The organism is Candidatus Uabimicrobium amorphum (genome assembly GCF_009002475.1).
Taxonomy (GTDB): domain Bacteria; phylum Planctomycetota; class Uabimicrobiia; order Uabimicrobiales; family Uabimicrobiaceae; genus Uabimicrobium; species Uabimicrobium amorphum.
The window spans coordinates 2,051,387-2,069,994 of sequence record NZ_AP019860.1 but is presented as its reverse complement, the minus strand read 5'-3'; the positions used below and the strand labels follow the sequence as shown (position 1 = coordinate 2,069,994).

Annotated in this window: 3 protein-coding genes; 2 read left to right on the top strand and 1 reads right to left on the bottom strand. The window is 40.3% G+C overall.

Going from position 1 to position 18,608, the window contains the following annotated elements:
- The first annotated feature begins 1 nt into the window (after position 1).
- A complete protein-coding gene (locus UABAM_RS07295) occupies positions 2–15,580 on the top strand; it encodes a non-ribosomal peptide synthase/polyketide synthase (RefSeq protein WP_151967340.1) in 15,579 nt (5,192 codons plus the stop codon).
- 68 nt (positions 15,581–15,648) lie between these two features.
- Positions 15,649–16,926 (top strand): MFS transporter, encoded by a 1,278-nt coding sequence (locus tag UABAM_RS07290; protein WP_151967339.1) that lies wholly within the window; start codon positions 15,649–15,651, stop codon positions 16,924–16,926.
- A gap of 209 nt (positions 16,927–17,135) precedes the next feature.
- Here UABAM_RS07290 and UABAM_RS07285 read toward each other — a convergent pair whose 3' ends face one another.
- Positions 17,136–18,254: an NAD(P)/FAD-dependent oxidoreductase gene (locus tag UABAM_RS07285; protein WP_151967338.1), complete on the bottom strand. Its 1,119-nt coding sequence runs from the start codon at positions 18,252–18,254 to the stop codon at positions 17,136–17,138.
- Between the last annotated feature and the right edge of the window lie 354 nt (positions 18,255–18,608).

Genomic DNA, 18,608 nt, shown 5'->3' with positions numbered 1-18,608 from the left:
GATGAAAATAGCTAAGCTCATCGCTTCTTTTCAAAAGGAAGGTTTTGTGGTGGAATGCAAAAACGACAAATTGCGTTTTACACACATTGCCAATAAAAAATTAAACGACGACCAGCGCCTACAAATTCGAACACACAAAGATGCTATCATTGCGTTTTTAAAGAGTCAGACTAAAGAGCAACAGCTAAAAAGTTCTATCTGTAAAATAGATCGCCAACACCCAATTCCTCTGTCTTTTGCACAGCAAAGGCTGTGGTTTCTTAATCAATACGAGGAACAAGAAAACGCAACCTATAATATTTTTCTTGCATTTGAAATTATGGGGAATTTAGATACCAACGCTTTGGAAAAAAGCTTCCAGCAGCTTGTGACGCGCCATGAAATTTTACGCACAAGTTTTGAGGTTCTCGATGGGCAACCAACACAAAAAATTGCCAGCGACTGTAAATTTTCGCTAAGTAAACAAAAGATAAGTGAAGAAGATGTGGACAAAGTTCTCACCACAGAACGCAGCAGTGGTTTTGACTTAACTAATGCTTCTTTGTTGCGAGCAAAATTATTTGAGATAGAGCCACTCAGACATGTTCTTGCAATTAATCAACACCATATCATTAGTGATGCGTGGTCTGTAAATATTTTACTCACAGAACTATCGCAATTTTATAACGCACAGCTATCGGGGCAAAACGCAAATTTTGAAGATATTGCCGCGCAATATGCCGATTTTTCTCAATGGCAGCGTAGTTACTTGCAAGGTGACATTCTCAAATACAAGTTAGAATATTGGCGTGATCAATTGGCAGATTACCCTACTATACAACTGCCAACGGATTATTTGCGTCCTTCTTCTCTTAGCCATAACGGAGATACATACCCTTTTACTTTACCAGTACCTCTCAGCGAAAAGATTATGCAATGGGCAAAAAGTGCGCAGACAACGTTGTTTACAGTAATGTTGACCGCATTTAAAATCCTTTTAAACCGTTATTGTGGTCAAGAAGACATTGTAATTGGTACTCCCATCGCCAACCGTGGACACCAAGATATCGCGAATACGTTGGGCTTTTTTCTCAACACCTTGGTGCTACGTAGCGATTTATCGGGCAATCCAAGTTGTGAAGAGCTATTGGCGCGCATACAACAAACAACACTCGAGGCTTATACTTATCAAGATCTTCCTTTTGAAAAATTAATAGAAGTGCTCAATGTTGAACGAGATGCGAGTCGCTCGCCGTTGTTTCAAGTTATGTTGGTGGTACAATCTGCAAAAGAACAAACAACTTTTTCTCTTTCTGGCACAGAAATAAAGCACATAAAAAGTCGTCACAATACCGCGAAGTTTGATCTGACATTGTTTGTACGTGAAACAAATCACAACTGGAATTTATCAATCGAGTATAACACGGACTTATTTACCGAAAAAACCATTGCCCGTTTAAGTTCTCATTTGCAGATTCTATTGGAAAGTATTGTCGAAAATCCGCAAAAAAAACTTAGCCAGTTGGAGTATTTAACGCCACAGGAAAAGCAGGCTCTTTATGATGGTAATCAGACGCAAATGCCTTTAGATTTTAAGCAATGCTTACACCAAGTCGTCGAAAAATCACCTGCGTTAGCGGCAAAGTTAGCGGTGGCATCTAGTCGCGGAAATTTGACCTACCACGAGCTAGGTATTCTTTCTAATAAAATTGGACATAAACTACGAACATGTGGAGCCAAACCCAACAAACTGGTTGCTGTGGTCATGGAGAAAGGTTGGGAACAAGTCGCAGCTGTTATTGGTATTCTAAAAGCAGGAGCTGCTTATTTACCTGTCGCTGCATCGGAGCCACAAGCGCGAATGTGCAAAATTTTGCAACACGGACAAGTAGATATTATTTTAACGCAAAGCAAATATAAAGATTCGTTGACTTGGCCGGAAGGGATGCTGGCAATGGCCGTGGACGAAGATATCTCGTGGCAGGAATGTAGTAGTGAAAATTTGAATACCGTACAAAGTCATTTAGACCTCGCATATGTCATTTTTACTTCGGGTTCTACGGGCATGCCTAAAGGGGTGATGATTGACCACCAAAGTGCACTCAATACTATTTTAGATATTAATAAAAGATTTAACGTTAACGCGACAGACTGTGTGCTATCTCTCTCATCTTTAAATTTTGACCTCTCTGTTTATGACATCTTTGGTGTGTTGGGGGCAGGAGGCACCGTGGTGTTACCTGATGAGCAGGAGATTAGAGAGCCTTTAAAGTGGCTAGGATGGATGGAAAAATACCGCGTTAGCGTTTGGAATACGGTTCCGGCTTTGATGCAATTATTAGTCGACTATTTAGTTGGAGGAAAGACCGATAAAGACGTCTCTGCACTGCGTTTAGTTATGATGAGTGGAGACTGGATTCCATTGGAGTTACCCGATCAAATTCGCGACTATTTTGGTGATGATGTACAAACTATTAGTTTGGGAGGTGCTACGGAAGGTTCTATTTGGTCCATTCTTTACCCCATAGAAAAAATAGATCCTTTGTGGAAAAGCATTCCTTACGGTAAACCAATGTGGAATCAAAGTTTTCATATCCTTGACAAATATTTGCAACCTGTACCGCTTGGCATTACCGGAGAGCTACATATTGGTGGGCAAGGTGTTGCCAAAGGCTATTGGCGTGATCCCGTAAGGACCGCTGCTAGCTTTATTGAAGATCCACAAACTGGTGAACGACTCTATAAAACGGGCGATATGGGACGTTATTTTGCCGATGGAAATATCGAGTTCTTAGGACGCGTTGATCACCAAGTAAAAATCAGAGGTTTCCGTATTGAACTTGGCGAAATAGAAGCAGCTCTCAGCTCTGCCACGGAAATAGAACAAGCCGTAGTTGCGGTCCGTAAACATGAAGGACAGCACTATTTAATTGCCTACTGTATGGGCACAAACGAAGAAAGTCAGGAACTCCGAAATTATTTAGAACAAAGACTACCCGCGTATATGATACCAATGGCCTTCGTTTTTGTAGAAAAATTTCCACTCACTGCCAATGGCAAAGTGGACACCAAAGCACTAGTGTCTTCTCATTTGGATTTGGGTTCTAACGAGTATGTACCACCTAAAACGCAAATGGAGAAATGGCTCGCGACTACTTGGTGTGCGATATTAAATTTAGAAAAGGTAAGCGCAAACGATGATTTTTTCTACATAGGTGGACATTCACTATCGGTGATGCAGGTTGTTGCCAAAATTCGTTCACAGTTGGACGTTGAATGCCCGGTGAAATCTTTATTTGAGCATACACAATTGTCAGCACTTGCCGGGTATTTAGAGCAAACAAAGCATCGTCCGGCAATTAGTATTCGCAAAGTAGAACCGGGTACTCCTATAACTCTGTCATTTGCTCAGCAACGTTTGTGGTTTCTCGATCGCTATGAAGAAAAAAATGCAGTGTATAACATACCATTGACATTTAAAATTTGTGGGGATTTGCAAATACAACCTCTTACAGACGCCATAAATGCCGTGATACAACGGCACTCTAGTCTGCGTATGAGTTTCGGTGAACAAAACGGTCATCCGCTAGTGGACATTGCAAAAACTATACGAGTATCTGTCTCGCGAAAAAAGACCAATCAACAAGAACTAACACAAGCTTTAGAACGCGAAATACATACACCTTTCGACTTGAAGACGCCGCCACTACTTCGTGTCACGCTATTTGAAATAGAACCTTTGTACTTTGTATTGTGTATTGTGAAACACCATATTATCAGTGATGGCCTATCAATAAACATTTTTTTAGAAGAATTGCAGGAATTTTACAGCAGTTATCTCCAACACAAGGAGCCTAATGTAAAAAAACTAAACGTCGAATACAATGACTATGCTCATTGGCAACAACAGTACTTAAACGGTGATTTACTACAGGAGAAAATCAGTTACTGGCTCGATAGACTAGAAGGGTATCAAGACCTGCAATTGCCCACCGACTTTCCTCGCGCGAAAACACTGGGTTATCAAGGAGGCTCGTATACTTTTAACATTGAGCAGTCGCTGATGCCAGATCTACAAACAATCGCGCGAAAAGCTAGCGGTACAATGTTTACTGTTTTGTTAAGTGCCTTTAAAATTCTGTTAAGTCGTTATAGTGGACAAAGTGATCTTATCGTTGGTACTCCTGTTGCCAATCGTACTCATGAAGACCTAGAGGGAATGATTGGCTTATTTGTCAATACTGTGGCACTGCGTAGCGATTTATCTAAAGACCAAAGTTTTATGGAATTGATCAAAGAGATTTCCGCGCAAACGATCGAAGCATATGCCCACCAAGATGTGCCATTTGAAAAACTGATTGAGGCTTTAAATGTCGAACGTAATACGAGTCGTTCGCCTTTATTGCAAGTTACGTTCCAAACCCAAAATGATGAACAAGGTGTATCTCTAAATTTACCAGAGCTAGAGATTAGCAATTACCAAGCGCCTTATCGCATTTCGAAATTTGATCTTTCTCTTTCTGTAAAGCAAAGCAAAAATAGTTTGCATGCAAGTATTCAATACAATGCCGATTTATTCAAACAACAGACGATTGCACGTTTTGCACAACATTTCATACAAATTTTGCGTAGTATTGTGCAAAACCCGCAAAAGAAGCTAAGCGATTTAAACTATCTGACGCAAGAAGAAAAGCAAATGTTACTTAGTTGGAACCAAACGCAAGTGCCTTTGGATTCTAAGCAATGCTTGCACCATATAATCGAACAATCACCTGCGCCAGCAACGAAGTTAGCGGTAGCCTCTAGTCGCGGAAATTTAACCTACCACGAGTTGAGTATTATTTCTAATAAAATTGGTCATCAACTGCGAACATGCGGAGCCACGCGCAACAAACTTGTGGCGGTGGTAATGGAAAAAGGCTGGGAGCAAGTGGCCGCTGTTGTTGGCATTTTAAAAGCGGGGTCAGCGTATTTGCCAGTAGCTGCTTCTGAGCCACAAGCACGTATGCACAAAATTTTAGAGCATGGTCAAGTTGAAATTATTCTAACGCAGAGCAAATATAAAAATTCGCTAAATTGGCCGAAAGATATGCGAGTAATGGCTGTAGATGAAAATGATTTGTGGCAGGAGTGTAGTGACGAAGGTTTGGATACTTTGCAAAGTCACACAGACCTTGCATATGTCATTTTTACTTCTGGTTCCACAGGCACGCCGAAAGGGGTGATGATTGACCATCAAAGTGCACTCAATACCATTTGGGATATCAATAAAAGATTTATGGTTGTCGCGACGGACTGTGTACTATCTCTATCGTCTTTGAATTTTGACCTTTCTGTTTATGATATCTTTGGTGTATTGGCAGCAGGAGGTACCGTGATATTACCTGATGAGCAGGAAATTAGAGAGCCTTTAAAATGGTTAGAGTGGATGGAGAAGTACCAAGTCAGTCTTTGGAACACGGTACCAGCTTTGATGCAGTTATTAGTAGATTATTTAGCAGGTGGAAACACAAAAAACAATATATCTGCACTGCGTTTAGTCATGATGAGCGGGGATTGGATTCCTCTGGAGTTACCTGAGAAAATTCACCAATATTTTGGTGAAGACACACAAATTATTAGCTTAGGAGGGGCAACGGAAGGCTCTATTTGGTCTATTCTTTACCCTATAAAAAAAATAGATGCTTCATGGAAAAGCATTCCTTATGGCAAACCAATGTGGAATCAAAGTTTTTATATCCTTGACCAATATTTACAACCCGTCCCACCGGGCATCACCGGAGAGTTACACATAGGTGGTCAAGGCGTTGCCAAAGGCTATTGGCGTGATCCGGAAAAGACAGCGGCTAGCTTTATTGAGCATCCACAAACGGGCGAAAAACTTTATAAAACCGGCGATATGGGACGCTATTTTGCCGATGGCAATATTGAATTCTTAGGACGGGTTGATCACCAAGTAAAAATCAGAGGGTTTCGCATTGAACTTGGTGAAATAGAAGCAACTCTCATTACTCGTCCTGAAATAGAGCAAGTTGTCGTTGTGGTTCACAAGCAAGAAAGACAGCACCATTTAATTGCTTATTGTATAGGCGCAAACGAAGAAACACAGGTACTGAGAAATTACTTAGAGCAAAGACTACCTGCGTATATGATACCAACAGCCTTCGTTTTCGTGGAAAAATTTCCACTTACGGCCAATGGAAAAGTCGATACCAAAGCACTGGTTTCTTCTAGTTTGGACTTCGGTTCTAACGAGTATGTGCCTCCAAAAACGTCAATGGAGAAATGGCTTGCAACTACTTGGGGTCAGATACTAAAATTAGAAAAAATAAGCGCAAATGACGATTTTTTTTATATAGGTGGTCATTCACTGTCGGTGATGCAGGTGGTCGCACAAATTCGTTTGCAGTTGCACATTGAATGCCCGGTAAAATCTCTATTTGAGCATACCGAGTTGGCGTCTCTGGCAAATTACCTGGAGAAAACAAAGCACGCTCTTAGCCCAGCCATCAGCATAAGTAAAGCGCAACCAGGCACTCCTTTAACACTGTCATTTGCCCAGCAGCGCTTGTGGTTTATTGACCGCTATGAAGAAAAAAGTGCGATGTACAACATGCCACTGGTATTCAAAATTTGTGGCGATTTACAAATACAAGTTCTCAACGAAGCATTAAACACCCTAATACAAAGGCACTCTAGCTTGCGTATGAGTTTTGGTGAGAAAAATGGTCACCCGAGTGTCAATATAGCAAGAGCTACACAAATATCCATTTCGCAAAAAAAGGCTACAAGCGAAGAACTAACACAAGTTTTAGAGCGTGAAATACACGCACCTTTTGACTTAACAACTGCGCCATTACTTCGCGCTACAATATTTGAAACGGAACCTTTTAACTTTATATTGTGTATTGTAAAACACCATATTATTAGCGACGGTTTGTCAATAAATATCTTTTTAAAAGAATTGCAGGAACTTTATCGCAGTTATCTCCATAAAGAAGAGCCAAACGTAAAAGAACTCAACCTAGAGTACCACGACTATGCGCAGTGGCAGCGAAAATACTTAAGTGGAGAGGTGCTAAAAAAGAAAATCAATTACTGGCACAAAAGACTGCAAGGATACCAAGACTTACGATTACCCACTGACTATCCACGGCCAAAAACTCTTGCTTATCAAGGAGACACTTATTCTTTTGAGATAGGAGAAGGTCTCTTACCTGACCTACAAGAAATGGCTCGCACAGCAAACGGCACTCTGTTCACATTGTTGTTAAGCGTATTAAAAATTGTTTTAAGTCGTTGTAGTGGACAAAGTGACATCGTGATTGGTACACCAGTTGCGAATCGTACCCACGATGCTGTGCAACAAATGATCGGTCTATTTGTGAATACACTGGTACTGCGTAGCGATTTGTCGAAAGATCAAAGTTTTATGAGTCTGCTCAAACAAATTTCGACAAACACCATTGACGACTATGCCCACCAAGATATACCATTCGAAAAGCTCATCGATGTTTTAAAAGTCGAACGCGATACTAGCCGCGCTTCTATTGTGCAAACAATGTTTCAAGTACAAAATGTAGAAGAACACTTGTCTCTAAATTTGCCTGGAGTGGAGATTAGTAACCATCCGGTGCCATACCATTTTTCCAAATTCGATTTCAGTTTTTTTATCAGGCAAACAAAAGAGAGTTTACAGGGAACGATCCAATACAACACTACTTTGTTCAAAGAGCAAACAATTGCGCGTTTGGCGGAACAATTTAAACTTGTGGTAAAGACAGTTTTACAAACGCCAGAAATAGCTATTTCACAAATAGACTTGATGACGGCAGAGGAACGCAAACAAGTATTAGAGACTTTTAATCAAAGTAGTCGGTTGGACTTAGTGGATGCACCGATTCACGAATTATTTGAACAACAAGTGAAAAAAACACCACAGTACACGGCGATGATGTTCGAAGATCAATCATTGTCGTATCAAGAGGTCAATGAGCGAGCGAATGAATTTGCGTATGCACTGCGAGAGCACTATCAAGACGTTTATGGTAAACCTTTGGCGGTGGACACTCTTGTGGGGTTATGTCTGGAGAGAGACTTGCAGGCGATCATTGCCATTTTGGGAATTTGGAAAGCAGGTGGTGCTTATGTACCAATGGACCCAAAATATCCGCGACAACGGTTATCGTATTTGGTGGATGATAGTGATGTAGCACTATTGGTAACGGAAGGTAGAATTTTAGAAGAAAAGCCGTGGCTAAAGGACAGCGTTGCGGTGCTATGTATAGAACAAATAGGAACTCATAATCAGAATAATCTAGGTGCGACGAGCGGTGCGAAAAATTTGGCGTATATGATTTACACGTCCGGCTCGACAGGTAATCCGAAAGGGGCATTGCTAGAGCATGGAGGAGTGGCGAATCGTTTACGGTGGATGCAGTGCGAATACCAATTGATGGCGGAAGAACGCGTGTTGCAAAAAACACATTTGAGTTTTGACGTGTCGGTGTGGGAGTTGTTTTGGCCTTTGATTTGCGGGGCAACGGTAGTCATCGCATCAGAAGAACAACGCAAAAGTCCAGATTTGCTTTGGGAGCTAATCGACAAGGAAAACATAAGTGTTGCGCACTTTGTGCCGGCGATGTTTCGTTTACTTTTAGACGTTCCGAATTGGGAAGAACGAAATGGATTGCGTTTGACGATTTGTGGCGGTGAGGCACTACCAACGGCTTGGTGCCAGGAGTATTTAGAAAAAACGAAAAGCGAGCTTTACAATTCCTATGGTCCGACGGAGGCGTCTATTGCCGTAAGCCATTTTAAATGCAATTTGGGTGATGAATTGCGCCACCAAATAGCTCCGATTGGAACTCCGATTAGCAATGTGCGATTGTATGTGTTAGATTCGCATCTTAGACCCGTGGCAATAGGATCTCCAGGAGAATTGTATATAGCAGGTATTGCTCTAGCGCGCGGTTACCACAAACGGCCACAGCTGAATAAGGAAAGATTCTGTGTGGCAACCATCGCAGGACAACAACAGCGTTTGTATAAAACGGGTGATATTGTACGTCATTTAGACAATGGTGCGTTGCAGTTTCTGGGGCGTGTGGACTACCAAGTAAAAGTTCGCGGTTTCCGCATTGAAATAGAAGAAATAGAGGCTGTGATCTTGCAGCACCCACATGTCACGCAATGTGCTATAGGCATTCGTAAGCAGAAAGAGCACAAACAATTGTTGGCTTTTTACACAACTACGGAATCATTGGAGCCACAGGCCTTACAACAGTATTTGCAACAACAACTACCTGACTACATGATTCCGGCGGCTTTTGTGCCGTTGGAGCATATGCCGTTAAATGACTCAGGGAAAATAGATCGTGCGAGGTTGCCACTGAGTTCTATACAAAGTCGAGACCGCACACTTGCGACAACGGAGATAGAAAAGACTTTGGCAAATGTTTGGCAACAAGTGTTGGGTATTGAAGAAATTGGTATCCATGAGAACTTTTTTTCTATGGGGGGAGATTCTATTCTAAGTATCCAGGTTGTGGCGAAAGCCCGAGATTTTGGTTTAAGAATTTCTCCAAAACAGTTGTTTGAGAATCCAGATATACATTCTTTAGCGTTGGTGGCGGAAAAGTTGTCGTCGATAGAAATCTCGCAAAAACCTGCACAGGGAGAGGTACCGCTGACCCCCATCCAACATCGCTTTCTTGAACAAAATTTTGTACAACTGCATCACTGGAATCAGGCATTTTTATTGGAGAGTAGTGAAAATTTCGACGTTGAGGCATTGCAACAAACATTGAGACATATAGTTGGGCATCACGACACGTTGAGATTGCGTTTTCAAAAAAGTGCGAGTGGTTGGAAACAATTTTATGAGGACAACGCGAATGTATTTGCCATTGACATAGAACAATATTCATTGCCAGAAGAAGAGCAAGACAAAGCAATAAAAGAGATATGCAGCAAATGGCAACAGCAACTAAATATAGAGCGTGGTCCTATTTGCAAGGTGGGGATTTTGCGTGGGCATAGCGATGGCAATGAACGTTTATTTATCGCGATCCATCATTTGGTTGTCGACGGAGTTTCGTGGCGTATTTTATTGGCAGATTTACAAAGTGTTTACCAACAATCGATCGAAGGACAAAAGCTAAGTTTACCTGAAAAAACAAGTAGCTTTAAAGACTGGAGCCATGCGTTGTTGCAGTATGCCGAAGACGAGACGTTGGCGACCCATATAGAATATTGGCTTAGCATGAGTCGTAAATCCGTTTACCGTTTACCTTACAGTGGAGATAAAAGTAACAATATTCAGCGACACAGCAAGCGTAAAGGTATCGTCCTTTCCAAAGAACTCACACATACATTACTTCAAGAAATACCACATGTATACCATACACAAATTAATGATTTATTGTTATCAGCACTTATCGTAGCGTTTTATCGCTGGCAGAAACAAACAAGTTTGCGATTGGATTTAGAAGGCCATGGGCGTGAACAAGAAGCCGTTGGCCAAGTCGAACTTTCGCGTACCATGGGTTGGTTCACAAGTGTCTTTCCCGTCTACTTGGAAATCGATCCGCAAGCTGCGAATTATGAATCACAAGCCATCAATTGGCGCGAAATTATTTGTTCGGTGAAAGAGCAACTGCGCTCTATTCCTGATAAAGGTGTTGGTTTTGGTGTTTTGCAATACTTACACCTTGATCCTGATATACGTCAACAACTTTCGCAAACGAAATCGCAAATTAGTTTTAACTATTTAGGCCAGTTTAGCAAAAAATCTTCTTCGCTGTGGAATATTGCAGCTGAGACAACCGGTGAGAGTATTGGAGGGGATAATCACCGGCGTTATTTGCTCGATATTCTCGGCGTTGTACGCGATCAACAATTACGGATTAATTTTGTTTATAGCCCAGTACTTAACGAACAAAACATTCAACAATTGGTGCAATTATACAAACAATCTCTGGAGCAGATGATCGATCATTGCCAGCAGCCAAATGTTGGTAGTTTTACTCCTTCTGATTTTCCGTGGTTGAATTGTAGCCAAAAACAGCTAGACCAAATCGTGGAAAAAAATTATTCCAATATAGAAACGGTATATCCATCAACAACTACACAACAAGGGTTATTATTCCACGCTTTGTATGCTCCCAAATCAGATCAATACTGTGTGCAACTTGAGTTAGAATACACGGGACGTTTGTCAAAAGAAGAATTGCATCATGCGTGGCAAGCTGTTGTCGACAAGTATGCTACCCTGCGTACTAAATTTGCGTGGGAAGATGGGCGATTTTGGCAAATAGTCCACAAACAAGTAAAAATTGAGTGGTGCGAATTGGACTGGCGCGAGCATACTGAGGAAAAACAACAACAATTATTGCAAGAATACATGCAACAAGATCGTGGGAAGGGCTTCGATTTTGAAAAGCCAGGTCTTACACGTTTCTGTCTGATACAAATGTGCGACGCACGTCACGTATTACTTTGGACTCATCACCATCTACTTCTTGACGGTTGGTGTGTACCTATTTTGCTAGAAGAGGTTGCAAAACATTGTGAAGGACACTCTTTGGGAAGAGAAGGCAACACTCATCGTCATTATTTTACTTGGTTACAGCAACAAAACAAAAATGCCGCTTTGGACTTTTGGAAACAGCAAATGGCGCAAGTAGAAGCCGTAACACCTTTACATATTCAAAAGACGGGAACAATTTTAGATGTTTACCAAGCAGATGCACAAGTGCAAGGTTACCAACACCAAATTTCACAAGAAGTCACTCAAAAAATGCAGCGGTTTTCCAAAGAGTGTCGCATTACACTAAACACTTTGGTGCAGTTTGCATGGGCCAAGGTTCTTTCTTGCTACAGTGGACAAGACAGTGTGGTATACGGTACGGTAACTTCTGGACGTTCACATCCTGTGGCAGGTTTGGACAAGCACATCAGTTTACTGATTAATACTGTGCCTGTGCACGCGCACTTTAAAGAAGAGCAAACCATAGACATGCTCAATAAATTTCAACAAACGATACAACAAATTAGCGACTACGACTACGTGGGACTCTCTGAAATACAGGCTCAAAGTCAGGTACCAACGGGAACACCTTTATTCTATAGCCTCTTTGTGTATCAAAACTATCCGACAAATCACAAAGAATCGCAGGAGGAGTTGCAGTTGACACAGTTTAAAGGACACGAGAAAACAAACTATCCTTTGACTCTGCTTGCTGTGCCTGGGAGAACTTTTCAACTCAAAGCTATGTACAATAGCAATTGCTTTAGCCTAGAAAGTATAAAACGTTTGTTACATCACCTGGAACAAACAATCTTGAATGTTTTGGAAAGTCCACAACAACCAGTACAAAAAATCAACATTGTGGGTAATTTAGAAAAAAAAGAGTTGCTGCGCAAATGGAACCAGACACAAGTTTGCTATAACCCAAAACAAGTATTAAGTCAATATTTAGAATCGCAAGTAGAGAAGACACCTGCAAATATTGCTTTACAATTTGCAGAGGAAACTTTGAGTTATCAAGAGTTCAATGCCCAAGTAAACCAGATGGCTCACGCCATACGCAAACGTTATATGGATTGCTATGGACAAAATATGCCTGCGGGGGCCTTAATTGGTATATGTACGCGACGTAACTTGCAAATGGTTGTTGCTATTTGGGGAATTTTGAAAGCGGGAGCTGCTTACGTGCCCCTAGAACCAGATTATCCGCAACAACGCTTGGATTACATGATTGAAGATAGCCAAGTCGATTTACTACTAACACAAAAAGATATTCTACAAATTCATACTTTGTCTATTGATGAAGAGAAAACCATTCTTTTGGAAGATGATTTTTCTACATACTCTTCTCAAAATCCGACGCAAATTAATAACCGTGAAGACTTAGTTTACATGATCTACACCTCTGGTTCTACAGGTAAGCCCAAAGGGGTTATGCTTGAGCATCGAGGAGTCATCAATCTTATTTTGTGGATGCAAGAAACATGTAAATTGCAATCACAAGAAAGTCTATTGCACAAAACTCCATTCAGCTTTGATGCTTCGGTGTGGGAACTACTGTGGCCTTTTTTTGTAGGAGCAAGGCTTGTTATTGCAAATGCTGAAGGGCACAAAGATCCTCAGTACTTATACGACACCATTAAAAAATACCAAATTACAACGATCCACTTTGTACCTTCGATGTTTCAGGCTTTCTTAGAAACAACGCAGTTTGAAGATTTAACTTCTCTTCAACGAATTTTTTGTGGTGGAGAAGCTTTACCATCACGTTTGAGCGAGGAGTTTTTGACACGCCACAAGACATGTACTCTTTTCAATTCGTACGGGCCAACAGAAACTTCGATTGCTGTGAGTCATTGGACATGTGATGTTAAAGATCACCTTATTCATAACACTACGCCTATTGGCAAGCCCATTGGCAATATACGTCTGTACGTTTTAGATCGTTCTCTCTGTCCTGTTCCCATTGGTGTTCCTGGTGAATTGTATATTAGTGGTGTGGGGTTGGCACGTGGTTATAAAAATCGTCCACAGTTAAACCAAGAAAAGTTTATTGCCAATCCATTTGTTAGCGAAGAAGATCAGACGCAAAAACAATATTTGCATATGTATCGTACAGGCGATTTGGTTAAACGAATGCCCGACGGAAATATTGATTTTTTAGGGCGTATTGATTTTCAGATAAAACTACGTGGTTTTCGCATTGAGCTAGGCGAAATCGAAACTGTGTTGGCCAACCATCCTTCGATATCGCAGTGTGCTGTCGTTCTACAAAACAACTTGCGTAAACAGCTAGTTGGTTATTGCGTAAATAAATCAAGCGAGAGAATAGATGAATCTGATCTACGTGCATATTTGCAAAATGAATTACCTGAGTATATGATACCTTCTATTTTTGTTTATTTAGACTCTTTGCCTCTAAATGCCAATGGCAAGTTAGATCGTTCACGGTTACCACAAAATGTTATGGCACCAAAAAATGACTATATTGCTCCGGCTAGCGAGTTAGAAAAAACTTTAGCGGTGATTTGGCAACAAGTTTTAAATATGGATAGAATAGGAGTGGATGATAATTTTTTTCGTCTCGGTGGCGATTCCATTTTGAGCCTTCAGTTAATTTACAAAGCGAGAGAGGCTGGCTGGAAGATTTCTCCCAAGGAATTGTTTGAAAATCCCAACATACGCTCGTTGGCAATGGTGACCAAGAAGTTAGTAGCTACAACAATTTCTGAGCGACCTGTATACGGGGAAGTACCCCTTACTCCGATTCAACATCAATTCTTTGAGCAAAACTTAGCACAAAGACACCATTGGAACATGGCATTTTTACTAGAATGGAACCAGCCATTAAACATTGAGTTATTACAAAAAGCTCTTAACTGTGTTTTAAAACACCACGATTCATTTAGGTTGCGTTTTACCCAAACCGCCGCGAATAAGTGGCGGCAGTTTTACCAAGAGGAAATAGCCATGGTCGAAATTGTCACTCACAAACTATCTTCAAAAACCTCTGAAGAACTACGCGAAGAAATAAATCAAGTGAGTGTGTATTGGCAGCAGCAGTTTAATATTGAACAGGGACCTATTTTTAAAGCTGTTCTTTTTGATGGTCATAACGACGGTAAAGAGCGTTTGTTGATTGTCGTTCACCATCTGGTTATGGATGGTGTTTCACGCCGCATTTTATTAGAAGATTTACATCGAGCATACCAGCAGCTTGAAGCAGGCCAAAAAGTAAAGCTTCCGCGAAAAAGCAGTAGTTTTCAAGAATGGGCGGATACACTTGTGCAGTACGCAGAGAACCTTTCTTCGCAAATTTCCTATTGGTTGGCGATAAAACAAAAAACAGTACCGCGTTTTCCCGATGGCAATGCACAACAACATCTACAAGAAAATCGTTGTTCCACGAGTTTTACACTTAGCGTAGACTTAACCAAAGCCCTTTTACAAGATGCACATGTATATCACACGCAAATCAATGAGCTATTGTTGTCGGCTCTCTGCGTTACTTTTTATCATTGGAGAAAACAATCTCTTTTACTGTTGGATTTAGCGGGGCACGGGCGTGAGGAAAGTGTATTGCAAGATGACCGGCCTATAGACCTTACCCGTACTATTGGCTGGTTCACTAGTTTTTTTCCTATATGCCTAGAAATTCCCGACGAAGAGCCACAGTGGTCAGAGATAATATGTAGCATTAAGGAACAACTACGCACAGTGCCTAGCAAAGGCTTGGGGTTCGGTATTCTTAGATACTTACATCCACAACAAGACGTGCGTACGCAACTAGCGCAAAATCCAGCACAAATTAGATTTAATTACATTGGACAGTTCAGTACTTCAGGTAAGGACGCACTGTGGAAAGCAACAACGGCAACAAGCAACAACTTGGGAGCTAAAAATCACCGAAGATATTTACTCGACATCGTTGGCGTGGTGCGCGATGCACAACTGAGTATAATTTTTAGCCATAGCGCAGCCCTGGAAGAACAGCAAGTTTCAAACCTAGCCGAGTTATACCAAAAGGCTCTAGAGCAAATGATTTCTCACTGTCAGCAAACAGAGATATAGACCAATTTCAAGACAAACATCATTACCCACAAGCAAATTTAAGTGATTTTTTTGAAAGGAAAGCTCTTATGAAAGAGTTAGGACGTGATTTTTTATTATTCCGCATTGGCCAAGCGCTGTCCATGTTAGGGGGACGTTGCTCTCATATAGCTTTAGCGTGGTGGGTCATTGAGGAAACAAAATCTCCTACTTTGCTAGCTGCGATCTTAGCTCCTTCGATGTTTGTCAATATAATACTCACACCTCTCATGGGTCCTGCGGGCGATATTTTCCCAAGAAAATATTGTGCTGTACTTGCAGACATTTGGTGTTTTGTTTTTTCTTTTGTTTTGGCGTTACTTGCATTGCTCGGAATATTTGATCCTATCTGGATTGTGATATTGTCAGTTCTTTCTTCTATAGGTACAGCTTTACTAAGCCCCGTTATGTATTCTATTGTAACTACCTTGGTGCCAAAAGAACACACTCAAAAAGCTATGGCCACGGGTTCACTTATCAATTCTATAGGATTTATTCTTGGGGCAATTCTCGGAGGTATTTTAGTCGCTTTTGTAGGTATTCCTGTAACATTACTGCTTAACGCTTTGAGTTTTTTAATTGCAGCGATTTTAACATCTATTATTCGACAAACTTCTCAATCTTTTGTCAATAAAGACAAAGAATATAAGAAACTTGTCGCAAAATGGTTTCGCAATGTCGGCGATGGTGTTCGTGCTATGTGGAAAATTCCGCTAGAGATGTATTCTGGAGTGCTTGTGATGATCGTAAACTTTTTTTTAACATCTTTTCTAGTGGTGATTTTGCCTTCCTATGTAGAACGAGGACTTGGTATGCCCGCATGGTATTTTGGTGCTTTACAAGCTAGCTTTGGGTTGGGAATATTTCTAACTTCTTCTTGGTTACTTGAAAAATTTAACGAACGTATACCCAAAGACATCGTGTGTATTGTTGGTACTTTTACTTTTGGGATGTGTATCGCTCTTGTGGGATGGACACAGGAACTTAAATTACTTCCCGTTTTATTAATAGGAGTTGGAATTGGACTTACTGCAATTAACGTGAATATGAGAACACAACGAATTTTAGCGATACCAGATGAGTATAGAACACGTTTATCAGCATGCCGCCAGTTTTTGATTCAAATTACTATTCCATTGGGGGTTGCATATGCGGGGGTGTCTCTAAAATATTTAGATTTTTCTACTAGTATTCGCATACATGGCTTGGGGATTATGGTTGTATCACTATTGTATTTTTTCGTTCCAAAATACTCAAAGTTTATGCGTAGTAATACAAAACAGGTTGAAAATTTTTATGTAGAACATTACCCGCAGGCTTTTCGCTAGAATGAAAATAGCCCTCATTTTTAATGAGGGTTTTGTTTGGTTAAAAAAACTATTTGTCTTCAAGTATTTAGGTATAAGATATCAATTCTTGTCACTTGTCGCAATTAAAAAATGCAATTTGATTGCATTTTTTTTCGAATACTGAAGATTTTTGGCGTTTTTAGCGCAATTGAATTGCATTAATTGCTGCGCGCTTGGGATTTTTCATGTTAGCATGTGCACTCTTCATCACAACAAGATAAATCTTCTAAATAAAAATTACCGTCCTGGTACTCGTGGAGAATTTCTTTAATGAGCTTTCGAGAAATTTTGTTTCTCTTTGCAATTGTCTCCGCTACGATTGCAAACCGTTGCCGATATTTATAAATAAAACAGAATAAAGCATTGCGGTGTTTAACTTGGGGTCCTACCAAAAACAAATTATTTGTCCTCGTAGACTCATCATAATTATTCAATATAGGATAGCCGTCTTTAAAATTAAATAATTCCTGTACGTGGAAGAGGCTACTCATGAACCCTGTACAATTAATGGGTTTGTTTTTTGTGGTAAACGTTTTTTTTGTGGTCTTTACAACGTATACTTCCTTGTCAAATTTGACCTCTTGCACTTTGGTGTTCTTGTGGTAGGTATAATTATTTGCAACTTCTCTTACTCTGTCTCTTGTAAATGGCGAAAGTGAGTAACTTGAATCGCTGTTCACCACATTTAAGTAATTCGATGCATCAATCAGCGTGACTTTTTTCCCCGATTTTACTAAATGAACTGTTGCATCAAAACCAGATTCATATCCTCCAATGACAATACAATCTTCTCCTTTTATATCAGAAAAAGAGGAAATTTCAGAATAATGTGTGCAGTGATGGTCGCCTTGGAAGGACATTTTTCTGGGATATTGGTATTCTCCTGCGGCCCATATGACAAATTTACTTTTGTATTCTCCATTGCTGGTATTTATAGAAAAGAAATCTTGTTTGTCTTGTACAGTTTTTACTTCTATATTCGTTTCTACGGGCAATTTATAAAACTTTGCAATACCTTCAAGATACCTTGCAAACTCTTTTCCTGAGGGATGTTCGGTTAAAAGATTAAATGCGGGGGATGTTTTAGGAGATATTGCATTTAAGTCGGGCATTTTGAAGAAGTTCCCGGTAAAAGAAGGAGATATGAATCGGGTTTCTTTCGGCCATTTTTTAAATGAAGATCCAACAGAATGTTTTTCTAATATCACATGATTTATACCAAGTTTTTTTAAGACAATTGCCACTCCTAAACCCGCAGCTCCTGCTCCGACGATGATAACATCGAATTCTTTGTTTTTTTTACGCATAGCAAACCTTTATATTTTGTTCTTTTGAGAAGAAGAATGAAGCAAACGCTTTCTTTGAATTTATTTGGAAGAATAATTCAGTGTCTAACAGTTTTTCTATTCGAGGTTTAAAACTCTCAAATTGGTTCGTCAAAATATCATTTTCCTACGAATGTATCAAGGTAAAAAATGCAATTTGATTGCATTTTTCACGCCTTGGCTAGTGCGCCAATTGTGATTCCTTGTGAAAATGTGGTATACTGTGTTGCCAAATTATGAAGGAAGTATTTGAATTTTTTTGTTGTGGTTTGGCGGCCTGAAAATGATACATAAGTCACGAACTTTTATTCGAGATCTAAAATTTAACTATTGACT